The 24,349-nt window shown below is 65.8% G+C and carries 17 protein-coding genes and 2 tRNA genes; 13 read left to right on the top strand and 6 right to left on the bottom strand.

The features are described 5' to 3' along the window. Positions 1-28: 28 nt before the first annotated feature. The gene (gene mazG, locus ACLNGM_RS16030; protein ID WP_416355704.1) at positions 29-907 is read right to left on the bottom strand and encodes a nucleoside triphosphate pyrophosphohydrolase; all 879 of its coding nucleotides are present in this window, start codon (positions 905-907) and stop codon (positions 29-31) included. A 19-nt stretch (positions 908-926) separates the two neighbouring features. Then, a tRNA-Lys gene (locus ACLNGM_RS16025) sits at positions 927-1,002 on the bottom strand. Between the two features lie 151 nt (positions 1,003-1,153). Between ACLNGM_RS16025 and ACLNGM_RS16020 the strand changes: the two genes are divergently transcribed. The 3 genes from ACLNGM_RS16020 to glmS all read left to right on the top strand — a co-directional run bounded on the left by ACLNGM_RS16020 (position 1,154) and on the right by glmS (position 5,207). Further along, positions 1,154-1,894, top strand: coding sequence for a cytochrome c biogenesis CcdA family protein (locus ACLNGM_RS16020; RefSeq protein WP_416355703.1), 741 nt, complete (start codon positions 1,154-1,156; stop codon positions 1,892-1,894). 43 nt (positions 1,895-1,937) lie between these two features. Then, a complete protein-coding gene (gene glmU / locus ACLNGM_RS16015) occupies positions 1,938-3,290 on the top strand; it encodes a bifunctional UDP-N-acetylglucosamine diphosphorylase/glucosamine-1-phosphate N-acetyltransferase GlmU (RefSeq protein WP_416355702.1) in 1,353 nt (450 codons plus the stop codon). A 90-nt stretch (positions 3,291-3,380) separates the two neighbouring features. Beyond that, the gene (gene glmS / locus ACLNGM_RS16010; RefSeq protein ID WP_416355701.1) at positions 3,381-5,207 is read left to right on the top strand and encodes a glutamine--fructose-6-phosphate transaminase (isomerizing); all 1,827 of its coding nucleotides are present in this window, start codon (positions 3,381-3,383) and stop codon (positions 5,205-5,207) included. 3 nt (positions 5,208-5,210) lie between these two features. Here the strand turns inward: glmS and recG are convergent, their stop codons facing one another. Next, entirely contained in the window at positions 5,211-7,319 is a 2,109-nt protein-coding gene (recG, locus tag ACLNGM_RS16005; protein WP_416355700.1) for an ATP-dependent DNA helicase RecG, read from the bottom strand. A gap of 132 nt (positions 7,320-7,451) precedes the next feature. Here recG and ACLNGM_RS16000 point away from each other — a divergent pair, with 132 nt between their 5' ends. Next, complete coding sequence (locus tag ACLNGM_RS16000; protein ID WP_090964568.1) at positions 7,452-7,748, top strand: succinate dehydrogenase assembly factor 2; 297 nt, start codon at positions 7,452-7,454, stop codon at positions 7,746-7,748. Then, the gene (gene mfd, locus ACLNGM_RS15995) at positions 7,745-11,257 is read left to right on the top strand and encodes a transcription-repair coupling factor (RefSeq protein WP_416355699.1); all 3,513 of its coding nucleotides are present in this window, start codon (positions 7,745-7,747) and stop codon (positions 11,255-11,257) included. Before ACLNGM_RS16000 ends, mfd begins: the two co-directional genes overlap by 4 nt. Before the next feature lie 7 nt (positions 11,258-11,264). Here the strand turns inward: mfd and ACLNGM_RS15990 are convergent, their stop codons facing one another. Next, positions 11,265-13,127 (bottom strand): extracellular solute-binding protein, encoded by a 1,863-nt coding sequence (locus tag ACLNGM_RS15990; protein ID WP_416355698.1) that lies wholly within the window; start codon positions 13,125-13,127, stop codon positions 11,265-11,267. Between the two features lie 271 nt (positions 13,128-13,398). Here ACLNGM_RS15990 and ACLNGM_RS15985 point away from each other — a divergent pair, with 271 nt between their 5' ends. Next, positions 13,399-13,950, top strand: coding sequence for an invasion associated locus B family protein (locus tag ACLNGM_RS15985; protein ID WP_090964596.1), 552 nt, complete (start codon positions 13,399-13,401; stop codon positions 13,948-13,950). Positions 13,951-14,017: 67 nt separating this feature from the next. Here the strand turns inward: ACLNGM_RS15985 and hspQ are convergent, their stop codons facing one another. Together hspQ and ACLNGM_RS15975 are read right to left on the bottom strand one after the other, a co-directional pair. Further along, positions 14,018-14,356 carry a heat shock protein HspQ gene (hspQ, locus tag ACLNGM_RS15980; protein WP_416355697.1) on the bottom strand — a complete coding sequence of 113 codons (339 nt, stop codon included), beginning with the start codon at positions 14,354-14,356 and terminating at the stop codon, positions 14,018-14,020. Positions 14,357-14,365: 9 nt separating this feature from the next. After that, positions 14,366-15,589: a UbiH/UbiF family hydroxylase gene (locus tag ACLNGM_RS15975; RefSeq protein ID WP_416355696.1), complete on the bottom strand. Its 1,224-nt coding sequence runs from the start codon at positions 15,587-15,589 to the stop codon at positions 14,366-14,368. A gap of 222 nt (positions 15,590-15,811) precedes the next feature. Between ACLNGM_RS15975 and pcsA the strand changes: the two genes are divergently transcribed. From pcsA to ACLNGM_RS15940, 7 genes are all read left to right on the top strand, one after another. Further along, the gene (gene pcsA, locus ACLNGM_RS15970) at positions 15,812-16,570 is read left to right on the top strand and encodes a phosphatidylcholine synthase (protein ID WP_139224657.1); all 759 of its coding nucleotides are present in this window, start codon (positions 15,812-15,814) and stop codon (positions 16,568-16,570) included. Beyond that, the gene (locus ACLNGM_RS15965) at positions 16,567-17,544 is read left to right on the top strand and encodes a quinone oxidoreductase family protein (protein ID WP_416355695.1); all 978 of its coding nucleotides are present in this window, start codon (positions 16,567-16,569) and stop codon (positions 17,542-17,544) included. The genes pcsA and ACLNGM_RS15965 overlap by 4 nt, the downstream gene beginning before the upstream one ends. 378 nt (positions 17,545-17,922) lie before the next feature. Then, positions 17,923-18,012 (top strand) — tRNA-Ser (locus ACLNGM_RS15960). A gap of 365 nt (positions 18,013-18,377) precedes the next feature. Next, the gene (locus ACLNGM_RS15955) at positions 18,378-19,397 is read left to right on the top strand and encodes an efflux RND transporter periplasmic adaptor subunit (RefSeq protein ID WP_416355694.1); all 1,020 of its coding nucleotides are present in this window, start codon (positions 18,378-18,380) and stop codon (positions 19,395-19,397) included. Next, positions 19,394-22,480 (top strand): efflux RND transporter permease subunit, encoded by a 3,087-nt coding sequence (locus tag ACLNGM_RS15950; protein WP_416355693.1) that lies wholly within the window; start codon positions 19,394-19,396, stop codon positions 22,478-22,480. Before ACLNGM_RS15955 ends, ACLNGM_RS15950 begins: the two co-directional genes overlap by 4 nt. A 66-nt stretch (positions 22,481-22,546) precedes the next feature. Further along, positions 22,547-22,732, top strand: coding sequence for a hypothetical protein (locus ACLNGM_RS15945; RefSeq protein WP_416355692.1), 186 nt, complete (start codon positions 22,547-22,549; stop codon positions 22,730-22,732). A 378-nt stretch (positions 22,733-23,110) separates the two neighbouring features. Then, a complete protein-coding gene (locus ACLNGM_RS15940; RefSeq protein ID WP_416355691.1) occupies positions 23,111-24,256 on the top strand; it encodes a septal ring lytic transglycosylase RlpA family protein in 1,146 nt (381 codons plus the stop codon). Positions 24,257-24,349 lie beyond the last annotated feature (93 nt).

Below are 24,349 nucleotides of genomic sequence, written 5' to 3'. Positions count from 1 at the left end.
AGGGACGAGAGGCGGCGGCCTTTCGTCCCTAGCGTTTTCCGCGGTTCTCCGAGCCCTTGGCGCGTTGCCACAGCGTTTCCTGATCGTCGAGACTCATTTCGGCGAGGGTTCGTCCCTCCCGCACGGCCTCGGCTTCCATCGCAGCAAAGCGTGCGCGGAACTTTGCCGCCGTGCGGCGAAGCGCGGCATCGGGGTCGATGTCGTAGCGACGGGCGAGATTGACCACGGTGAAGAGGATGTCGCCGAGTTCCGCCTCACGCGCATCGGGATCGTCGCCTGCAACCGCCTCCTCGAACTCGTCCGTCTCCTCGCGCAGTTTGGCAAGGATCGGCGCGGCTTCGGTCCAGTCGAAGCCGACGGTCGCAGCCTTTTCCTGAATCTTGCGGGAAAGCGCCAAGGCGGGCAGGGCGCCTGGCACCGAATCCAAGAGCCCGTTCAGGGTCTCTTCGCGACCCGGCGTCCATTCACCGAAAGCTGCGTCAGCCGGAAACGCCGCACGAGCCTTCTCGCGGGCTTCGCGTCGCTCCCGCTTCTCCTCCGCCTTGATCCGTTCCCATTGCCCCTTCGCGGAGCGGGCCGAGCGCGCCTCGGCGTCGCCGAACACATGCGGATGCCGTCGGATCATCTTGTTCGTGATTCCCTCGACCACGTCCTCGAAGCGGAAGAGGTCAAGTTCCGATGCCATCTGCGCGTAGTAGACGACCTGAAGCAGAAGATCGCCCAGTTCCTCCTTGAGATCCTGTGCGTCGCGCCGCTCGATCGCGTCGACGACCTCGTAGGTTTCCTCGATCGTGTAGGGGATGATCGTATCGAAGGACTGCTCGATGTCCCAGGGACAGCCTGTCGTCGGGTCCCGCAGGGCGGCCATGATCTCGACGAGGCGCGCGATATCGCGGGAGGGCTGCATGGGATCACCGGGCAGAGAATGGTGAGCGCGCTGGGACTCGAACCCAGGACCTACAGATTAAAAGTCCGTTGCTCTACCAACTGAGCTACGCGCTCGCACGCGATCGAGGATCGCGGCTGAAAGCTGGCGGACCATAGAAAGGTGAACCCGGCGGGTCAACCGGCCGAACCCGCATTTGCCCGCATTTCGACGCTGCGATAGGACAGGACAAATCGACGCCGCAACACGAGACGAGTACCGCCGACCTTGCTTCCCGATCCGACATTCTCGGCAGCACTCGTGGCAGGCGCCCTGTCGTTCCTGTCCCCATGCGTTCTTCCGCTGGTGCCGCCGTATCTCTGCTATATGGCCGGCGTCTCCGTGGACGATCTGCGCCAGACCTCGCGGGTGTCCGTACGAGGGCAGGGGCGGATCGTTGCAGCTTCCGCGCTTTTCGTGCTCGGCTTCTCGACCGTATTCGTGGCGCTTGGGGCGGGAGCCAGCTCGATCGGCTATCTCCTGCGGACCAATCTCGACTGGTTGAGCATCGTCGCCGGGCTTGCGATCATCGCCATGGGTCTCAACTTCCTCGGCGTCTTCCGCATCGCCTTCCTTTCGCGCGAGGCACGGTTTCAGGCGCCTTCCGAGCGCGGCAGTCTCCTCGGCGCCTACGCGATGGGCCTGGCGTTCGCCTTCGGCTGGACGCCCTGCATCGGGCCCGTCCTCGGAGCGATCCTCGGTGTCGCCGGCTCGACGCAGACCATCGGCAGCGGTGCCGGTCTCCTTGCGGTCTATTCGCTCGGGCTTGGCATTCCGTTTCTTCTCGCGGCGATGTTCTCGGGCGCCTTCCTGCGTGCGCTGCAGGGTTTCCGGTCGCATCTGGGAACCGTCGAAAAGGTGATGGGCGGTCTCCTCGTCCTCACCGGCATCCTGTTCTTGACCGGGGGTATGCAGGCCATGGCCTTCTGGCTCCTCGAGACTTTCCCTGCCTTCCAGCAAATCGGCTGACCCCATCGACGCCGAGCCCTGGGAGCCGGCCGGAGAACGATCCATGACAAGAACCTGTCTTTCCGTGGTCCTGGCGGCTGGCGAAGGCACCCGCATGAAGTCACGTCGGACCAAGGTCCTGCACGAGGTCGCGGGGCGGGCGCTGGTCGCTCACGTGCTGGCGAGCGCGGCAGATGCGGGCTCGGACGCCGTGGCCCTCGTGGTTGGCCGCGACGCCAAGGCCGTCACCAAGCTCGGCAACGCCCTTGGCCATCCCGCGCAAAGCTTCGAGCAGACGGAGCGCCTCGGCACCGCTCACGCCGTGCTGGCCGCGCGCGCGGCGATCGCGGAAGGCTACGACGACGTGCTCGTCCTGTTCGGCGACACACCGCTCCTGTCGGCCGAGACGCTGCGCCGCGCGCGCATCCAGCTGGCCGATGGCGCTGCCGTCTGCGTCGTTGGTTTCGAGGCCGACGATCCCGCCGGCTACGGGCGGCTGCTTCTCGATGGCGGCCAGCTCTTGGCGATCCGAGAGGATAAGGATGCTACCGCCGAGGAGCGGCGCGTGCGCCTCTGCAACAGCGGCGTCATGGCGCTCGACGGACGGCATGCGCTCTCGCTTCTCGAGCGCGTCGGAAATGCGAATGCCAAGGGCGAGTTCTATCTGACCGATGTGGTCGAGATCGCGCGGGCCGATGGTCTCGGTGTGCGCGTGGTGTTGGCCGACGAGGTCGAGACGCTGGGCGTCAACACGCGAGCCGACCTCGCTCGCATCGAACACCTCTTCCAGGAGCGACGCCGCGCCGAGATGATGGCGGCCGGCGTCACGCTGGTCGCGCCGCAGACCGTGTTCTTCTCGGCGGATACGGAGATCGAGGCCGATGTCGTGGTGGAGCCGAACGTCGTCTTCGGTCCGGGCGTCTCGATCGCTGCGGGCACCGTGATTCATGCCTTCTCGCATGTCGAAGGGGCGCGGATCGGTGCGGATGTCTCGATCGGACCCTTCGCACGTCTGCGACCGGGCACGGAGATCGAACCCAAGGCTCGGGTGGGTAACTTCGTCGAGACCAAGAACACCAAGCTCGCAGAGGGCGCGAAGGTGAACCATCTGACCTATCTCGGCGACGCGTCGGTCGGGCCGCGGTCCAACATCGGTGCGGGAACGATCACCTGTAACTACGATGGCTTCAATAAGTACCGAACGGCGATCGGCGCGGACGCGTTCATTGGATCGAACTCGTCGCTGGTGGCGCCGATCGTGATTGGCGACGGCGCTTATGTCGGCTCGGGCAGCGTCGTCACGGAGGATGTGCCGGACGAGGCTTTGGCCATCGGGCGAGGGCGGCAGGTGACGAAGGCCGGGCGCGGCGCGGAGATCAACGCGCGCAACGCGGCTCGCAAGGCAGGCCGCACCTGACGGGCCGTCGTCGACTTCAACCAAAGCATTAACATGGCGATGAGCCCAGCGTGCTAAGCTCCGGGCTTGATCGAATCGAGGGCTTTGACAATGTGCGGCATCATCGGGATCGTCAGTCGGGAGCCCGTGGCGCTGCGGCTCGTCGAGGCGCTGAAGCGGCTGGAGTACCGCGGGTACGATTCGGCAGGGATCGCGACGCTCGATGGCGGGACGCTCGATCGTCGACGCGCCGAGGGCAAGCTGCGCAACCTCGAGGCCAGGCTGGCCGATGATCCGCTGGCCGGCACAATCGGCATCGGCCATACTCGTTGGGCGACGCATGGTGTGCCCAACGAGACCAACGCCCATCCACATTTCGCCGATGGGGTTGCTGTCGTCCACAACGGCATCATCGAGAACTTCGCCGAACTGAAGCGCGACATTCAGGCCGAGGGCGCGCATTTCGCAAGCCAGACCGATACCGAGGTCGTTGCGCATCTCCTCGCGCGCTACCGGCGCGAGGGCGTCGGTCGCCGTGAGGCGATGGAGAAGCTCCTGAAGTCCATCACCGGCGCCTATGCGCTCGCCGTGATGTTCGAGGACGATCCGTCCACCGTCATGGCCGCCCGCTCGGGCCCGCCGCTCGCGATCGGCTATGGCGAGGGCGAGATGTTCCTCGGCTCGGACGCCATCGCGCTTTCGCCCTTCACCGACGAGGTGAGCTATCTCGAAGATGGTGACTGGGCCGTGATCGGGCGCGAGGGCGCCCAGATCTTCGATGCCGACAACCGTCCGGTGGAGCGCCCGCGTCGCCGATCGGTCGGCAAGCAGCACTATGTCGACAAGGGCAATCATCGCCATTTCATGCAGAAGGAAATCTACGAGCAGCCCGAGGTGATCGGTCACACGCTCGGGGCCTTCGTCGACATGACGACGGGGCGCACGCGCATACCCGCCGGCGCCGACCTCGACTTCGCCGACGTCCGTCGCATGGCGATCTCGGCCTGCGGCACGGGGTACTACGCCGGCATGGTCGGACGCTACTATTTCGAGCGCTACGGCCGGATCGCCTGCGACCTCGATGTGGCGTCGGAGTTCCGTTATCGCGAAAGCCCGCTTGGCGACGTCGATCTGTCGCTCTTCGTATCCCAGTCGGGTGAGACGGCCGATACGCTGGCCTCGCTGCGTTATGCCAAGGCCGAGGGCTTGAAGACGGCGGCGATCGTCAACGTGCAAGGGTCGACGATCGCGCGCGAGGCCGACGCGGCACTCCCGACGCTGGCGGGGCCCGAAATCGGCGTCGCCTCGACCAAGGCCTTCACCTGCCAGCTGACCGCGCTGGCGGCCCTGTCTGTTCGCGCGGGCGTGCAGCGCGGCGTCCTGTCGGTCGAGCAGGAGGCGGAACTCACGCAGGCGCTGGCCGAGGCGCCGCGGATGGTCAACGCTGCGCTGCATGTCGAGCACGAGATCGAGGCGTTGGCACGCGAGATGACGACCTATCGTCATGCGCTTTTCCTCGGCCGGGGCTTCTCCTTCCCGCTAGCAATGGAGGGTGCGCTGAAGCTCAAGGAAATCAGCTACATACACGCGGAAGGTTATGCGGCAGGTGAGCTGAAGCACGGGCCGATCGCGCTGATCGACGAGACGATGCCGGTGATCGTCGTTGCGCCCTACGATCGCGTGTTCGAGAAGACGGTCTCCAACATGCAGGAGGTCGCCGCGCGCGGCGGGCGGATCATTCTCTTCACCGACGAGCGTGGTGCGGATGCCGGCAAGGGCGTCAACGCTCACACGATCCTGTTGCCGGAAATGCCGGAAATCCTGACGCCGATCGTCTACAGCGTGCCGCTGCAGCTGCTCGCCTACCACACGGCCGTGCAGATGGGGACGGACGTCGATCAGCCGCGCAATCTCGCAAAGTCGGTGACCGTCGAGTAGCGCCTACCCTGCGCGCAGGAGGCGGATCGCGTCGTCCTTGCCGAAGAGGTAGAGGAGGTTGCGGATCGCCTGGCCGCGGGGCGAGGCAAGGTCCTTGTCGGTCGCAAGAAGCAGCCGCGCGTCGTCGCGTGCGATCTCCAGAAGATCGGCGTGCTCCTCCAACCGGGCGATGCGAAAGCTCTGGACGCCCGACTGCCGAGTGCCGAGGAGGTCGCCTTCGCCGCGCAGGCGCAGGTCTTCCTCCGCGATGCGGAACCCGTCGTTGCTCTCGCGCATGACGGCGAGGCGAGCCTTGGCCGTTTCGCCGAGAGGCGCCTTGTAGAGAAGCACGCAGGACGAGGCCTTGTCGCCACGCCCGACCCGCCCGCGGAGCTGGTGAAGCTGCGACAGGCCAAACCGTTCGGCATGCTCGATCACGATGATCGAGGCGTCAGGAACGTCGACGCCAACCTCGATGACCGTCGTCGCGACGACGATCCGCGTCGCGCCCGACTTGAAGTCGGCCATCACGCGGTCCTTCTCCTCGGCGTTCATCCGGCCATGAACGAGGCCGACGCGATCGCCGAAGAACTGGCGCAGCACTTCGGCGCGCTCTTCCGCCGCCGTCAGTTCACTCTTGTCGCTTTCCTCGACCAGCGGGCAGACCCAGTAGAGCTTGTCGCCTTCCTCGATCGCCTGGCGGGCACGCGAGACGATGTCGTCCAGCCGCTCGAAGGGAACGGCAACCGTCGTGATCGGCTTGCGGCCGGCCGGCTTTCCGTGAAGGCGCGAGACGTCCATGTCGCCGAAGGCGGCGAGCACCAGCGTGCGCGGGATCGGCGTCGCGGTCATGACGAGAAGGTCCGGCGCGCGGCCCTTTCGCGTCAGGCTGAGGCGCTGGTGGACGCCGAAGCGGTGCTGTTCGTCCACGACCACGAGGCCGAGATCGTGGTAGGCGACATCGTCCTGGAACAGAGCATGCGTGCCGACAATGATATCGGCCTCGCCGTTGGCGATGGCTTCGAGCTTGGCCGTGCGCACCCTACCGTTGTCACGACCCGTCAGGAGGACGATCGACAGGCCGGCTGCCTCGCAGTAGCGGGCGAGACCGGCGAAATGCTGACGCGCAAGGATTTCGGTCGGCGCCAGCAGGGCCGACTGCGCGCCGGACTCCTTGGCCGCTGCCATCGCCAAGAGCGCAACCACGGTCTTGCCGGCGCCGACGTCCCCCTGGAGAAGGCGGAGCATGCGCACGGGTTTGGCCATGTCGGCGTGGATTTCGGCCAGCACCTGCCGCTGACCTTCGGTTAGCGCGAAGGGCAGGGCCGCGTCGGCTCTCGCCCGTACCGCGCCGCCGTCCCCCAGCGAGCGTCCGGGCTTACGACGTGCGCGCTCCCGCGCGAGCGCCAATGCCATCTGGCTGGCCAGAAGTTCGTCATAGGCGAGGCGGCGAAAAGCCGGTCTGTCAGACGCGAGATCGGCTGGATCGGTGGGTCGGTGAAGCTGGACGAGGGCGTCGGCGAACGTCGGGAACCCTTCACGTTTGAAGACGCCGGGTTCGATCCATTCCGCCAACGTCGGCAGCCGCTCGAGCGCGCTGTCGACGCTCCGACGCAGCACCTTGCCCGAGAGGCCCGCGGTGAGCGGATAGACCGGCTCGACCAGCGGCAGAGAGGCCGCATCCTCCGCCCGCCCGACGAAATCGGGATGCACCATCGAAGCGCGGCCGTTGAAGCGCTCGACCTTGCCCGAGACGAGCAGCGTTTCGCCGAGCGGTAGGAGCTTCTCCAGCCACTGCGGCTGGGCGCGGAAGTAGGTGAGGGCGATCTCGTCCGTCGCGTCGAAGGCGATGACGCGCGTCGGCTGGTTGCGCGCCTCGCGCGATGGAAACTGGTAGCGGTCGATCCTCAACTCAAGCGTCACCAGCGTGCCATCCGGCGCGCCGCGGATCGTCTCGCGTCGGCGGCGGTCGATGACGCCGCTCGGCAGATGGAACAGGAGATCGCGCACCTTTGCGCCGTCCTGAGCCCCTGGCGGCGAGACAAGCCCGTCGAGAAGCTTCGACAGTTTGGGGCCCACACCCTGAACGGTGGAGACCGAGGCAAAAAGCGGATCGAGTTCGGCAGGGCGCATGGGCGGTGTTTATCGTCTGTTCTCCCGCTCGCATAGGCTGACACCGCCCGCTCCGGCGCCTATATCGGATCGCAGCGGGAAGGGCGCGACAGGCGTCCGGCCCGATCTCTGTTCACAAGACGGGCTGATGCGATGACCGGCACGACGCGATCCTCCTCCGACCTCGACCCGCGCCGCCGCAAGGCGCTGTTCCGGTCCTGGCACCGGGGCACGCGCGAGATGGACCTCGTCCTCGGCCGCTTCGCCGATGCCGAGATCGACAAGCTCGATGACGAGGAGCTCGGCGTGTTCGAACACCTGATGGAGGCGCCCGACCGCGATCTCTTCTCGTGGCTGACCGGCTCGTCCGAGACGCCGGCGAACTACGACACGCCGGTCTTCCGCCGCATCCGATCGTACTACGAGTTGAACGATGAGGCGCAGGCGTGAGTTCGGCGGCGGTCCTTCAGAAGCAGCTGAAGAAGGGCGGCGGCCTTCGCATCGGCAACGTGCTGGATGGCTACGAGCCGTTCCTGCTGGCCGAAATCGCGCGCCACCGCGGCGGTTCGAAGCCCATCGTCTTCGTCATGCGCGACGGCAACCGGATGGGCGAACTGGAAGACGCGCTGCGCTTCGTGGCGCCCGATCTGCCCGTGCTGACGCTGCCGGCCTGGGACTGTCTGCCCTACGATCGGGTGGGCCCGTCGTCGGAAGCGGCCGCACGTCGCCTGTCGGCCATGTCAGCGATCGGCGCCTTGCGGGAGGACCCGCATCGCGCGATCATCCTGACGAGCGCCAACGCGCTGCTTCAGAAGATGCCGCCGTTGAAGGTGCTGCAGGACGAGACGATCTCGGCCAAGGCGAGCGGCCGCATCTCGATGGATCACATCGTCCGCGTCCTGCAGCGTGGCGGCTTCGAGCGGCAGACCACGGTCCGCGAACGCGGCGAATTCGCGGTACGTGGCGGCATCCTTGACCTGTTCGCGCCGGGCGACGACGAGCCGCTGCGGCTCGATTTCTTCGGCGATACGCTGGAATCGATCCGCAGCTTCGATCCGGCCAGCCAGCGGACCACCGGCCAGCGCAAGAGCTTCGAACTCGCGCCGGTCTCCGAGGTGACGCTCACGGAAGAGACCATCTCCCGATTCCGCACGAACTATGTCCGTCGGTTCGGCGCACCCTCGCGCGATGATGCCCTCTACACCTCGATCAGCGATGGCCGCCGGTTCAGCGGCATGGAGCATTGGCTGCCGCTCTTCTATGAGAGCGTCGAGACGCTGTTCGACTACGTCGACGGCTTCCCGATCGTGCTCGACCATCTCGTCGTGGAGGCCATCGGCGAGCGGCGCAAGCTGGTCCTCGACTATTACGAGGCGCGCCGTCGCGGCATCGCGGAGGCGAGCGCGGGGTCGGTCCCCTACAATCCGCTGGGTCCGCAGGAGCTCTACCTCACCGACGACGAACTGAACGGCCGGATCGCCGGCGCCGATCCCATACGCTTGTCGGCCTACGCCATCACCGACGCGGGCTTCCAGACCGAGGTCGTCAACCTCGACGTCCAGCGCGGCCGCAACTTCGCGGCCGAACGTCAGGCCGAGGACGTCAACGTCTTCAAGGTCGCTGTCGACCACATCTCGCGTCTTCGCGCCGGCGGCAAGCAGGTCATCCTGGCGGCTTGGTCCGAGGGGTCGCGCGAGCGCCTGACGCAGGTCGTCGAAGAGCACGGACTCGGTAATATCAAGCCGGTCGAAAGCTACGCCAAGGCACTCGAGGTCGGCCGGAACATCATCGCGACGGCCGTCCTCGGCATCGAGGCGGGCTTCGAGACCGACCGCATCGCGGTGGTCGGCGAGCAGGATATCCTCGGCGATCGTCTCGTCCGGCGCGGCCGGAAGAAGAAGCGCGGCGCGGACTTCATTTCCGAAGTCACCGGTCTCGACGAAGGCGACATCGTCGTTCACGTCGATCACGGCATCGGCCGTTTTGTCGGTCTTCGCAAGATCGAGGCGGCCGGCGCGCCGCACGACTGCCTGGAACTGCGCTACGCCAACGACGACAGGCTGTTCCTGCCGGTCGAAAACATCGAGCTTCTCTCGCGCTATGGCGGCGAGGGCTCCGAGGCGATCCTCGACAAGCTCGGCGGCGGCGCCTGGCAGGCGCGCAAGGCGAAGCTCAAGAAGCGCCTTCTCGACATGGCGGGCGGTCTGATCCGCATCGCCGCCGAGCGCGAGATGCGCGGCGCGCCGAAGCTCCTGCCGCCGGAAGGGCTGTGGGGCGAGTTCCAGGCGCGCTTCCCCTACGAGGAAACCGAGGACCAGCAGAACGCGATCGACGCGGTGGCCGACGACCTGTCGGCTGGAAAGCCGATGGATCGACTGGTCTGCGGCGACGTCGGCTTCGGCAAGACCGAAGTGGCGCTGCGCGCCGCGTTCATCGCCGCAATGAACGGGCTGCAGGTCGCTGTCGTCGTGCCGACGACGCTTCTGGCGCGCCAGCACTTCAAGACCTTCTCCGAGCGCTTCCGCGGCCTGCCGCTGAACCTCGCGCAGGCTTCGCGACTGGTGACGACCAAAGAGCTCAACGAAACGAAGAAGGGCCTTAAGGAAGGGCAGATCGACATCGTCGTCGGCACCCATGCGCTGCTCGGCAAGGCGGTCGACTTCAAGCAGCTCGGGCTCCTGATCATCGACGAGGAGCAGCACTTCGGCGTCAAGCACAAGGAGCGGCTGAAGGAGCTGAAGTCGGACATTCACGTCCTGACGCTTTCGGCGACGCCGATCCCGCGCACGCTGCAATTGGCGCTGACGGGCGTGCGCGAGCTCTCGCTGATCACCACGGCCCCGGTCGACCGCATGGCCGTTCGCACCTTCATCGCGCCGTTCGACCCGCTGGTGGTGCGCGAGACGCTGCTGCGCGAGCGTTACCGCGGCGGCCAAAGCTTCTATGTCGCGCCGCGCTTGGCCGACCTTGCGGGCATAAAGGAGTTTCTCGACGAGCAGGTGCCGGAGCTGAAGGTGGCGATCGCGCATGGACAGATGCCGTCCGGCGAGCTCGACGACATCATGAACGCCTTCTACGAGGGGCAGTACGACGTGCTGCTGTCGACGACGATCGTCGAATCCGGCCTCGACATTCCCTCAGCCAACACGATGATCGTCCACCGAGCCGACATGTTCGGTCTGGCGCAGCTCTATCAGCTGCGTGGTCGCGTCGGCCGGTCCAAGCAGCGCGCCTATGCGTTGATGACGATCCCGGCGAACAAGACTCCGACGGCAGGGGCCGATCGGCGGCTGAAGGTGCTGCAGTCGCTGGATACGCTGGGAGCCGGCTTCCAATTGGCCAGCCACGACCTCGACCAGCGCGGCGCCGGCAATCTTCTCGGCGACGAGCAGAGCGGCCATATCAAGGAGGTCGGCTTCGAACTCTACCAGCAGATGCTGGAGGAGGCAGTCGCCGAGATGAAGGGAGTCGAGGTCGAGAACGACGGCTCCTGGTCGCCGCAGATCACGCTCGGCACGGCGGTCATGATTCCAGAGGGCTACGTGCCGGATCTCCAGCTTCGCATGACGCTGTACCGGCGGTTGGCGGACCTGACGGAAGCGCGCGAGATCGATGCCTTCGGCGCCGAACTGATCGACCGCTTCGGGCCGATGCCGGTGGAGGTCGAGCATCTCCTGAAGGTCGTCTTCATCAAAGCGCTGTGCCGCCGCGCCAACATCGAGAAGCTCGACGCCGGACCGAAGGGCATCGTCATCCACTTCCGCGACAAGAGCTTCGCCAACCCTGCCGCTCTGGTGCGCTACATTTCGGAACAGGGCGTGTCGGCCAAGATCCGTCCCGACCAGTCCATCGTTCTGATGCGCGACTGGCCAAAGCCGGAGCAGCGGTTGAACGGCGCGGCGTCCGTCGCCACGCAGCTTGCCCGTTTCGCCGACGAGACGCTGAAGAAGGCGGCGTGAGCCGCCTTCAACTCTTCTCGTCGGCGATCCAGAACGCCGGCAGATAGTAGCCGGTCAGCGGCGTGACGGAGGGATGGTGCACGGTCGACCAGCGCGCCATCCATTGCTCCGGCACGTAGTAGAGCGGCACCACGTAGAACCCGGAGATCAGCAACCGGTCGTAGGCGCGCACCGAGGAGGCGAAGTCCTCGCGCGAACGCGCCGCGACCATCTTCGCGATCAGCGCGTCCACCGCCGGATCGGCGACGCCGGCGTAGTTGAACGAGCCGGGTCGATCCTTCGCCGCCGAACCCCACCGATTGATCTGCTCTGCGCCGGGCGACAGCGTGCCCGAGAAGGCCGAGATCAGGACGTCGTAGTCGAAGTTCTGCTTCCGCTTTTGGTACTGTGCGTCGTCCACCTGCCGGACCGTCGCCGTCACGCCGATGCGCGACAGGGTACGCGCCCAGGCGAGCGAGATCCTCTGCTGATCGGTCGACTGGACGAGAATCTCGAACGCCACCGGTGCGCCGTCCGGCGTCACCATGCGGGTGCCCTCGAGACGATAGCCGCGGGACTGGAGAAGATCGAACGCCTCGCGCAGCACCGTGCGGTCGGCGCCTGTGCCGTCCGCGACCGGCTGGCGGAAACGGCCGTCCATCACGGCGGGATCGATACGGCCGGCGTAGGGCGCCAGAAGCTCCTGCTCCAGCGCGTCGGCCGGCCGTCCGATGCTCGAAAGTTCGGAGTTGTCGAAATAGCCGCTCATGCGCGTGTAGGCGTCGTAGAAGAGGTTGGCGTTCGCCCACTCGAAGTCGAACACCATGCCGAGCGCGCGTCTCACCTGCGGGTCGGAGAAGATCGGACGCCGCGCGTTGAAAAAGAAGGCGTTCAAGTTCGCGGGACGGCCGTTCGGGAAGACGTCCTTGATGACCTTCCCTTCAGCCACGGCCGGGAAATTGTAGGCCGTACGCCAGTGTCGCGGGTTCGGCTGCTGGTAGAGATAGACCGACGACAGACCCTTCTTGAACGCCTCGAACTGGGCGTTCTGGTCGCGGTAGTACTCGACGACGATCTCGTCGTAGTTATCGAGACCGCGCTTGGTCGCGAGGTCCTTTGCCCAGTAATCGGGATTGCGACGGTAGGTGATACGTTGACCCGGCTCGACGCGGTCGACGAGGTAGGGGCCGGACCCGATCGGCGGTTTCGTCGTCGTCTGGGTGATGGTCGTCGCGTCGAACGCGTCCTCAGGCAGTACCGGCAGGCCGGCGAGGAGGAGCGGCAATTCGCGATCGGCCTTCTCGTTGAAGGTGAAGCGGACGCCGTTCTGTCCGGCCAGCTCGACCTTCGCGACCTTCGAGAGCCAGTTGGAGTATTGAGGCCGGACGCTGCCTTGAACCTTCAAGAGATCGGCGGTCGCGATCACGTCCTGCGGGCGGATCCGGCGTCTGTCGGAGAAGCGGGCCGCGGGATCGAGCTGGAACTCGACGAAGGTCCGCTCGTCATCGGTCTCGACGGTTTTTGCGATCAGCGGGTACAGCGTGAACGCCTCGTCCATGGAGCGCTGCATCAGCGGCTCGTACACGAGGTTGCCGAACTCCTGGTCGCCGAAGATGCCCCGCGCCGTTGTCAGGGCGCCGCGGACGCTGACCGGGTTGAGATTATCGAAGTCGCCGAAGACGCCGTAGACCATGCGCCCGCCCTTCGGTGCCGATGGATCGGCATAGGGGAAGTGGTCGAACCCATCCGGCAGCTTCGGCTCGCCCTGCATCGCGATGGCATGGCGCGGTTCGGCGGCGGCCTCGCGCGCGGGGGAGCCGAGCACGAGAAGACACAGGGCTGCGGAAATCAGCCAAAGACGGCGGTTCGAAGCCATTCGGCCGAAGGTCATGGTCGCGGGCACTCCATCCATTTCGGGCGGGAAACTACCGAAAGCACAAAGCCTTGCCTACCTCCCGCAGGCTCGACGCAAGCTTCGCGCAGGTCTTCAAACGGCCGTATTTGCAGACGACCGCACAGGTCGCTATGGAAGGCGCCGACCGGACAGAGCCATTCCGCCAAAGAAGGATGCACAACCCGTGAGAACCCGCTTTTCCGCCCGCCAGCGCGCCGCCACGATCGCCGGCCTTGCTCTCCTGGCCGCCGTGCCGGCAACGGGCGCGATGGCCCAGGCCCAGGCCCAGCAGGTCCCGGCCGAATGGTTCAAGGTCTGCTCCAAGCAGGGCGAGAACGAGATCTGCAACACGCAGTACACGATGATCGCCGACACCCGTCAGCTCATCACGGCGGTGAACCTCATCAACGTCAACGGCAAGGTGAAGCAGAAGGTGCTGCAGGCCGTGGTGCCGACCGGCCGCGTGATTCCGGCCGGCGTGCAGATGCAGATCGACGGCAACAAGCCGCAGACGCTGAACTACTCGGTCTGCTTCCCGGATCGCTGCATCGCCGAGGTCGAACTGTCGGACGCCGTCGTCGCCTCCATGAAGAAGGGCACCAACCTGAAGGTCACCTCGGTGAACTTCCAGCGCCAGCCCAACCCGATCACGATCACCCTGTCCGGCTTCACCGGCGCCTACGACGGCCCGGCGCGCGCCGAGCCGGAACTCGCCCAGCGCCAGCAGCAGCTGAACGAGGCGCTGCAGAGCCAGGCCGAGGCCCGCCGCCAGCGTTTCGAGGAAGCGCAGACCAAGGCGAAGGAAACCGCCGCGCAGTAAGTCGCGGCCCACCTCTAGACACGCGGACGGCGGCTCTCGAGCCGCCGTTCTCGTTTCCGGGCCGCACTTAGTTCAGGTTCGTCTCCTTCAGCACGTAGGCGCCGTCCACGGGGCCATCGAAGATCTCGGCGATCTGCGGATGGCGTACCGGGCCACCCTCGCTGTCCGGCAGAAGGTTCTGCTCGGAAACGTAGGCGACGTACTCCGTCTCCGTGTTCTCCGCGAGGAGATGATAGAACGGCTGGTCCTTGCGCGGCCGCATCTCCTCGGGAATGGACTGGTACCATTCCTCCGTGTTGTTGAATTCGGGATCGACGTCGAAGATCACGCCCCGGAACGGAAAGAACCGGTGGCGGACGATCTGTCCGATGGAGAAGCGGGCGGTCTTGGACTGGTGGGGGCTCATAAGCGCCCCTTACCCAGAAGCGCGCTGCCCCGGCAAGAGCGAGCGCACCCGCGCAGCAATTCCTGCGAGCGCCGACCCCGGCTGCACACCCTCCCGCATCAGCGCATGACGAAGCGCCGGAACGGACGCCAGCGCGCCGAGGCCGATAGCGCGCGCGGCCTGTACCGGCAGGAAGCCGGTCAGGAGCGAACGGTTCAGAAGGTCGACCGCCGCCGTGCGCGTGGCGACGTCGGCGCGACGCCGGGCTTCGTAGGCGGCCAGCATCGCTGTGCCGCCAGGATCGTCGCGATGGTCCAGCGCGACATCCAGAAGCGCCTCCACATCGCGGATTCCTAGGTTCAACCCCTGCGCGCCGATCGGCGGGAAGACGTGGGCGGCCTCGCCGACAAGCGCCGAGCGCAGGCCGGACAGCCGCGAGACCGATGCACCGGACAGAGGGAAACTCTGGATCGGCTCCTCGACCTTCACGGCCCCGAGGATGGAGTGGAGGCGTCGCTCGACTTCGCGCGAAATGTCTTCGACCCTCAGATCCTTCAGCCGCAGCGCTTCGTCGGGTGTTTCCACCCAGACCAGCGAGGATCGACGGCCCGGCAGAGGGACCTGCGTGAACGGACCGGTCGCGGTGTGGAACTCGGTCGAGATGCCTTCATGATCCCGCTGGTGACCGAAGTTCAGGACCAGTGCGACCTGCGGGTAACTCCACGTGCGAACCGGCGCCTGCATCGCCGTGCGGACGACCGAATGACGCCCATCGGACCCGACGAGGAGGCGGCACGAGATCGTGCGACCGCTTTCGGTACGGACCGTCGCGCGCTCGGGTTCGAGATCGACCGAAACGACGGGCTCCTCGACATGGGTCAGGCGATCGGCAACCTTACCGGACTCCTGGGTCAGGGTTTCCAGGAGTTCCCGGTTCAGGACGTTCAGTCCGAAATACGGGAGGCCGATCTCGGCGGCTCGAAACTCGACCGGCGCCGCCCGTAGGAGGCGTCCCGTATCGTCGACGAGCCTCATGGCAAACATGGGCTGCGCGCGCTCCTCCAGCGCTTGAACAACCCCGAGCCGTTCGAGGAACCGCACCGATGGTCCGATGAGAGCGGTCGAGCGACCGTCGTGACGATGCGGTGCGGCAATATGCACCGTGTCGAACCCCGCCTGCGCGAAGGCCAGCGCAGCGCTGGCGCCCGCCAGACCGCCGCCGACGATACCGATTTCATGACGCGATGGGTTCAAGCGTCGCACTCCTGCTCGCGCGTTGCTGGGACACAACTGCGGACGATTCCATCGCCTCAGATGCGCTCCCGGCAACGCCGACCGTTCCGTTTCGCCCCAACGTCGCTGCCGCGACCGGCCGTACGGGCGGCGCGGGAGCATGCGGGCGTCTTTCAACACATTCTGGAGATACGCGACGCCGAGCGGATGGCAATGGCGGGATGGCTGCGTTACTTCACGTGAATGGCGATAGAAGAAGCGAAGCGCGTGGCAGGTTTTGATTTCAGGCAGTGGCGCCCGTTCACCGTCCACCTGCTGACCGCCAGCGGCGCTTTCTGGGCGTTTATGGCGATCATCGCAGCGGCCGAGCGGCACTGGGTCGATATGTTCGCCTGGCTTGGTCTGGCCTTGTTCGTCGACGGCATCGATGGACCGCTGGCTCGGCGCGTCGATATCAAGCGGCGTCTTCCCAACTGGTCCGGCGATATGCTGGACGCGATCATCGACTATTCGACCTATGTGTTGATCCCCGCTTTCGCTCTCTATCAATCGGGGATGATCGGCCGGCCGCTGTCGTTCGTCGCCGCGGCCCTCATCGTGATCACCAGTGCCGTCTACTATGCGGACACGCGCATGAAGACGAAGGACAACTTCTTCCGCGGCTTCCCGGTCACCTGGAACATGGTCGTCTTCACCCTGTTCGCGGCGACACCGAACGAGTGGATGGCTTTCCTGTTCGTGGTGCTGTGCGCGGCGACCACCTTCCTGCCGATCAAGTTCCTGCATCCGGTCCGCGTCGTGCGCCTGCGGGCGCTCAATCTGACCATTCTGGGCCTTTGGTGCGTCTTTGGCGTGATCGCGCTCCTCTTCGCCTTCGACTCGCCGATATGGGTGCGAGCCGGCATCCTGCTCTCGGCTATCTACCTGTTTTCGATCGGTGCCGTTCTTCAGCTCCTCGATCGCCTTCGCGGTCGCTCAGCGGAACAGGAGTTCTACGAATGACGCACGCCATGGTCATCGACGCCACCGGCGGTCCCGAGGTCATGCAGTGGCGCGAGCAGGATCGCGCGCCGCCGGGCCCCGGCGAGTTGCGCGTTCGTCAGAGCGCCGCGGGTCTCAACTTCATCGACGTGTATTTCAGGAACGGAACGTACAAGGCGCCGTCCTTCCCGTTCGTCCCAGGCAAGGAAGGGGCGGGCACCGTCGTCTCTGTCGGCCGAGACGTCACCGGCTTCGCGGAAGGCGATCGGGTCGCCTACGCCGGCGCGAGCGGAACCTACGCTGAAGAGATCAATGTCGCTGCAGCCGGCGCGGTGCGCATCCCCGAGGGCATCAGCGACGAGGTTGCGGCCGGCATCATGCTGAAGGGCATGACGGCAGAATACCTGCTGCGCCGGACGTTTCCCGTCGGGCCGGGGCATACGATCCTGATCCATGCGGCTGCCGGCGGTGTCGGGCTGATCGCCGGCCAGTGGGCAAAGCATCTCGGCGCGACCGTGGTCGGAACCGCGGGTTCGGATGACAAGGTTCGCCTCGCGCTGGACCACGGCTACGATCACGTCGTGAACTACCGGACAGAAAACTTCGTGGAACGCGTCGCCGACATAACCAACGGCGCGAAATGCGACGTGGTCTACGATTCGGTCGGCCGGGACACCTATCCGGCAAGCCTCGACTGCCTGAAGCGTCGCGGCCTGTTTGTCAGCTTCGGCCAGTCCTCAGGGACGATCGAGAACTTCGACCTCGCGCTCCTGAACCAGAAGGGATCGCTCTATGTCACCCGGCCGAGCCTGTTCGGCTACACGGCGACGCGAGCCGAGCTCGAAGAGAGCGCCAACGCGCTGTTCGATGTGGTCCGGAGCGGTGCCGTCAGGGTGCGGATCGACCAACGCTACCCCGTGTCCGAAGCCGCGCGCGCGCACCGGGATCTCGAAGGACGTCGCACGACCGGGATTTCAATTCTGACGATGCGATAAGCGATCGCAGACCGTCGCTGCCGACTGTCGCGTGAGGTCGCATTCGCATTGGAAATGACGGAAGCCGCGGCCGGTTCCAAGCCCGGTGGAGGGCCTCGGTCAGACGCTACCGGCCAGAAGCCAGACTGCGATAGCGACGTTGCCGACGATACCGATGACGGCAATCGCCCCGATCACCAACCAGAGAAGCGAGCGTCGCGGACGGGGGGCTTCGATCAATGGTTTGGCTCCTGCGGCTTTGAGTCCCGCCAGGCGGCAGGCGTCGTCTGATCGGTCATATAGGCGATGCCGCAGCCGGAGTCGCCCTTCGGCCGGTTGACGCTGGCGAGAGCTTGGCGCTAAAGCCGAAAGCCCGGGGTCGCGCGTCGTCTTCGGCTGGGATGGGTGGCCGAGTGGTTTAAGGCAGCGGTCTTGAAAACCGCCGTGCGGGGAACCGTACCGTGAGTTCGAATCTCACCCCATCCGCCACCCCCTCCGCGACGTTCCACCGCTTTACCTCCCATCCCTCCGGAGTGGACGATCCTTGCCGCGATTTCACTTGTCGGTGAAGCGTGCGGCGGCCTTAGTCGCAGGTCTCTGCTTTCGCATGTCGTGGCGAGTTTGGGGGCAGGTCCAGCATGCTGCGTTGGTTAGTCCTCATTGGTGTCGTTCTCCTGGCCGTCGCGGGGTTCGAGCGTGACCGTCTCGCGCCGTACGCACCGGCGATCCTGGCGTCATGGCTGTCGAGTTCTCGGACGGCGGATACCGCCAGGGGCGGTAATGGACACGGGCGGCAACAGAATGGGGGTGGTGCACCGATCGCCGTGGATGTAGCGCAGGCGGTTAGCGCTTCGTTGCCCATCCTGCGTGACACGATCGGCACGGTCGAGCCAGTCAATTCGACGGTGATGAGTTCGGAAGTCACCGGAACCATCGCGACGATCGCCGTACCTGACGGCGCGGTCGTCCAGCAGGGTGACCTCCTGGTATCCCTCGACGACCGCGCCGCGCGCGCGCAGATTGCGAAGGATCAAGCCGCCATTGCCCGGGACCAGGCAACGCTCGATCAGACGCAGCGCGATTTGCAACGAGCCGATGCACTTCTGAAGTCGGGCGCCGTGGACGCACAGCAGGCCGATACGGCGCGCAGCGCGGCACAATCGGCCGCAGCGGTCCTGGAAATCGACAAGGCAACGCTCGCCGCCGATCAGGTCGCGCTGGACAAGCTGAAGATCACCGCACCGTTCGACGGGCGCCTCGGAGCGCTCCAGGTTTCGCCTGGCGCGCTCGTGACGCCGGGCGCCGCGATCGTAACGCTGACGCAGGTCTCGCCCGTACGGGCAGCCTTCACGCTCGCCGAGGGCGACCTTCCAATCCTGCAGGACAGTCTGGCGAAGGGAACGCTGACGGTGATGCTGCGTCCGGCCGGCGATACGAACCACGCGTTGTCGGGCAAGGTCGACTTCATCGACAATGCCGTCGACCCGGCTTCCGGCTCGATCTCGCTGCGGGCCACGGTGGACAATCCGGACGGCCGGCTTGTCGCCAAGCAGGCGTTCTCGGCCGTGGTGCAGGCGGGCGAGAGAAGCGGTCTCGTCGTCGTTCCAACGGTTGCCGTGCAGCCGCGACAGGATGGGAACGTCGTCTACCTCGTCGATCCCGACGATACGGTTTCGATCCGAAAGGCAGACGTCGCGCTTCGGGTCGGCGACCGAACCGGTCTCACGGCCGGTATCTCCGCTGGGGATACCGTGGTGGTCGAGGGGCAGGGCACCCTGACCGATGGCGCCAAGGTGAAACCTAACACTGCGGCCGCACCCGGCGGCGACCAGACGACGCCGACGCCACCCGCTGATGCGACGGCTGCGCGATGAACATTTCCACGACCTTCATCCGCCGGCCGGTCGCGACGCTCCTCTTGTGCCTGGCGGTCCTTCTAGCCGGTATCGCCGCCTACCGGTTGCTGCCCGTCGCGGCGCTGCCACAGGCCGACTATCCGACGATCAGCGTGTCCGCCCAGCTTGCAGGCGCGTCGCCCGATACGATGGCCAGCGCCGTGGCGACGCCTCTGATCAAGCAGTTCGAGACGATCGACGGCGTCGATACGATCACGGCTCGGTCGTCGCTCGGAAATACGCAGATCACGATCCAGTTCGTCCTGTCGCGCGATATCGACGCGGCCGCTGCGGACGTGCAGGCCGCGATCGCGCGCAGCACGCGTCAGTTGCCGGACAACATGACGACGCCTCCGAGCTACCGGAAGGCGAACCCGGCCGACGCACCGATCCTGCTTCTGGACCTCGTGTCGCAGGGAACGCCGCTGACCGAAGTCGACGACCTCGCCGAGAATCTGATCTCCCCGGCGTTGTCGACGATCCAGGGCGTGGCGCAGGCCCAGGTCTACGGCGCCAAGACCTTCGCCGTGCGCGTCGGGGTCGATCCCGACAAGCTCGCGGCGCGTTCGCTCAGCATGTCGCAGGTGTCGACCGCCCTCGCCGCGGCGAACAGCCAGACGCCGGTGGGCACCATTCAGACCGGAGGGCAGGCGCTGACCGTGGACGCGCCGACGCAGCGCACCAACGCCGACGAGTTTCGAACGCTCGTGATCGCGCGACCGAACGGCGTGCCCGTGCGCCTCGGCGATGTCGCGAAGGTCGAGGACAGCGTCGACAACCTCAATCAGGGAAGCTGGCTCGACGGAAAGCCCGCGATCGTGCTCGCGGTGCAGCGTCAGCCGGGCGCCAACACGGTCGAGGTCGTGGACGCGATCAAGGCGAAGCTGCCCGAACTTCAGGCGGCGCTACCGGCTTCCGTGCAGTTGCAGGTGGTGAACGACGCCTCCGTGTCGATCAGCGCGGCGGTGGACGACGTGCAGCAGACGCTCGGGCTGACGATTCTTCTCGTCATCCTCGTCATCTACCTGTTCCTCGGGCGGCTTTCCGCGACAATGATCCCGGCCATTACGGTCCCTTTGTCGCTGGTTGCCACGTTCGGGGCGATGTACCTCCTCGGGTATTCGATCGATAACCTGTCGCTTCTGGCACTGACGCTGTCCGTCGGTCTTGTGGTCGACGATGCCATCGTCATGCTCGAGAACATCGTCCGACACGTCGAGGACGGCGCTTCGCCGATGGAGGCGGCCCTGCAGGGCAGCGGAGAGGTGTCCGGCACAATCGCCTCGATGTCGCTGTCGCTGGTGGCGGTGTTTCTGCCGATCCTGCTGATGGGTGGTGTCGTCGGGCGAGTCCTCAACGAGTTCGGCGTCGTCGTGGCGCTCGCAATTCTTGCGTCGGCCGTCGTGTCTCTGACGCTGACGCCGATGCTCGCAGCCCGCCTGCCGGCCAATCATGCGCCTACCTCAGGACTTGCGACCAGATTCACGCGCGGGTTCGACCGTGCAACGGCGGTCTATGGGCGCATGGTGGACTGGTGCCTCCACCGCAACGGTTTTGTGGTAACCGTGTTCGTCCTGTCCTTCGCGGCTTCGGCCGTGATGATGGCGACTCTGCCGCGCTCGTTCCTGCCGCAGGAGGACAATGGTCTCCTGACCATTTCGACGCAGGCCCGCCAGGACATTTCCTACGCGGCGATGTCCGCCCTTCAGGCGCGGGCGGCCGCTGCCGTGAAGGCCGATCCGGCGGTCTCGTTCGTCACCTCGACGCTCGGTGCCGGGCCCGGCGGCGCGACGTTCAATTCCGGCTCGATGTTCGTGCAGCTGAAGCCGAAGGATCAGCGGCCGCCGATCGAACAGACGCTCTCCTCGCTCCGCCTCGAACTCGGCGCCGTGCCGGGCCTGAAAAGTTTCGCGACGCCCGTGCAGAGTCTGCGCTTCGGCGGGCGGTCGACGCAGAGCCAGTATCAGCTGGTCGTCCAGTCGCTGGACGCTGGTGCCGCACGGCAGTGGTCGGCTCGGATCCTCGACGCGATGCGTGCCGACCCGTCCCATTTCGTCGATGTCGCGACCGACCTTCAGGACAACGGTCTTCAGGAGCGGATCAAGGTCGACCGCGACCGGGCGGACGCTCTGGGCGTCGATCCCGCCGGCCTGCGGACCGCACTCGAGGCCGGATTCGGTACCCTTACGGCCGCACAGATTCAATCGACCGGAAACAGCTACGACGTCATTCTCGAATACGATCAAAGCGGCGCCTGGACCGACGATCGTCTCGCGGCGATCCGCGTGCCGGCCGCCAACGGAACGCTGGTCCCGTTGGCGGCCTTTGCGACGCTGTCGCGCGAGGCGGGTCCCGTGACCGTGAACCAGACGGGACAGCTGACGGCGGTCACCCTGTCGTTCAACCTGCCCGCGGGCGTATCGCTCGGCACGGCGACCGCTACCGTCGAGGCCATCAAATCTCAGCTTCAGCTGCCGTCGAACGTGTCCACGAGCTACGCAGGCACCGCGCAGGTCTTCCAGCAGGCGACCGGCAATCTCGGGCTGCTGATCGGCGCCGCCGTGCTGGTGATCTACATTGTCCTCGGCATCCTCTACGAGAGCTTCATCCATCCGCTTACGATCCTGTCGGGCCTGCCGTCCGCCGCTTTCGGCGCGCTCGCGGCCCTGCAGTGGTTCGATTTCGATCTTTCGATCATCGCGGTCATCGGACTTCTTATGCTGATCGGCATCGTCAAGAAGAACGCGATCATGATGGTCGACGTGGCCCTGGAACTGCAGCGCGAAGCGGGACAGGAGCCGGAAGCCGCGATCCGGGAGGCCTGCCTGCGCCGCTTCCGACCGATCATGATGACGACGTTCTGCGCGCTCCTCGGTGCCCTCCCCATCGCACTCGGAACAGGCGTTTCGTCCGAACTTCGACAGCCGCTCGGCGTCGCGGTTGTGGGTGGTCTTCTCGTCAGCCAGGCACTGACGCTCTTCATCACCCCGGTCATCTTCGTCGAGATCGAGCGCGCTCGTCGCTTCGTCGGTCGGCGCCTCCTGCGCCGCGAAACGGCGTGACGATCATCTCCTCGCCAGCCTGAGGCCAGCCGTTTGCGGCAGGGTTCGCTCCGCAAAGGAGATGCTATGCAGGACTTGGTCGACATCGCTTCCCTCACGGAGCGCCTGAAGCGGACGCTGGGCGAGATCGAAGCCATGCTGGGCGAGGATCGCTCGGACGAGGATGTTCGCCAGGCGGACTACCTCGAGATGCTGCGTCGAAAGGCATCCGGTGAGATTAGCGGGAACGTAACGGCCCAGTTCTTCGCCTGAGGCCGCGGCGTCCGCTGCCATGCCTCGAACCCATCCGACCATCACAGTTTCAGGGTGAAGAGACGGTTGCGCACCGTCGCGTCAAGTTTGCCTGACGTGGGTCTTTGTCGCACACAGGCGCCCGCTTCGCGATCTGGAAGTATCAGCACGGTGTTGCAGCGTTCTTCGAGGTCGCCTTTGAATCTCGTGGCGAGATCTCGTCGGCTCGGGCCGCGATAGACCTGATTGTGGCAAGATTTCGGCAAGGCATCTTCTGTAGTCTGTAGGGCCTAGAATCGGCTGCACTTGCTTTCGCTTCATCTGTTGGTAAGTTTTGCGAGGAATATGGTGGGGATGACGCGGCGGGGTGTGCGCGTCGAAGCGACAGGTGGGGGCAGAATGATGGCTGGAGCCGGACGCGACCGGAGGATCGGGCTTGGTCTCGCTTTCGGATTGTCGCTGGCACTGGCCGGGTGCCAGTCCACGTCTTCGTCGACCCATCAGGAAGAATTGGCGCCCGAAGGCGATGCGCCGTTCTTCACATCCAAGATCTTCGGGGTGAAGGCCAGCCCGCGCGTCACCCGCCTGAAGAAGGTGCCCAAGGGCGGCGGCCGTGACCAGACCGGCAAGCCCTACATGGTTCGCGGCAAATGGTACTACCCGAAGGAGGAGCCCGGCTACGTCAAGACCGGGACTGCCTCATGGTATGGCGCGAACTTTCACGGTCGCCTGACGGCGAACGGCGAAGTCTACGACATGTATCACCTGTCGGCAGCGCATCCGACCTTTCCGCTGCCGTCCTACGCGCGCGTGACCAACCAGAAGACCGGAAGCTCGGTGCTCGTGCGCGTCAACGATCGCGGCCCTTACATGCATAATCGCGTTCTCGACGTGTCGTCGAAGGCCGCCGAGATGCTGGGTTTCCAGCATGACGGCGTCGCCGATGTGAAGGTCGAGTATGTCGGTCGTGCGCCGCTCGAGGGCGACGATACGCCGATGCTGATGGCGTCCTATCGACCCGGTAATGCTCCGGCGATCAACGACGGGCTGCCGAGCGGCGTGATGATCGCCTCGCGACAAGAGCGTTCACCCTTCCTCATGGCGGCGGCATTTTCCGCCCCCCGCGCCTCGACGCCGGCTCCGGCGCCGCGCGCCGTCCCGGTGCGCACGCCTTCGATCGAGGACCTGATCGAGACCTACGACGCGGCGTCCGACGCGCCTGTGCCGGTTCCGGTCCCCCGTGGCTCGCTTCTTTCCTATGCTCCGGCCGAACAGGCAGGCGGCGCGCGTGGTGCCCTGGCGTCGATGATCGCCACGCCCGCTAAGCCGGAAACGATCGAACTCGGGGCCTTGGACGACGTCGCGTTGCTGATGCGGGTCGCCAGCCTCGCCGACGGCCGGGCCGATCTGAACGAGACGGGCGCGGATGGAAAGGTGTCGCTGTCGCTGAACATGCGGCCGGGCCAGGATGCCGATGCACTGCTGCGCGAAATCTGGGATGCCGGTGCCTCGGATGCGTTCGTCGTGCGGGCGGACGAACCCTGAGCTTCCCACAGGCAGAGGCTCGGCCGAGATATACGCCGAAGCTCCGATGCCCTATCTATGACCGGACAGATCTTCGTTCCGGCAACCTCATGA

Origin of the sequence: Aureimonas phyllosphaerae (assembly GCF_047943035.1) — a bacterium.
GTDB lineage: Bacteria > Pseudomonadota > Alphaproteobacteria > Rhizobiales > Rhizobiaceae > Aureimonas > Aureimonas phyllosphaerae.
This window is presented reverse-complemented; position numbering and strand designations above follow the sequence as displayed.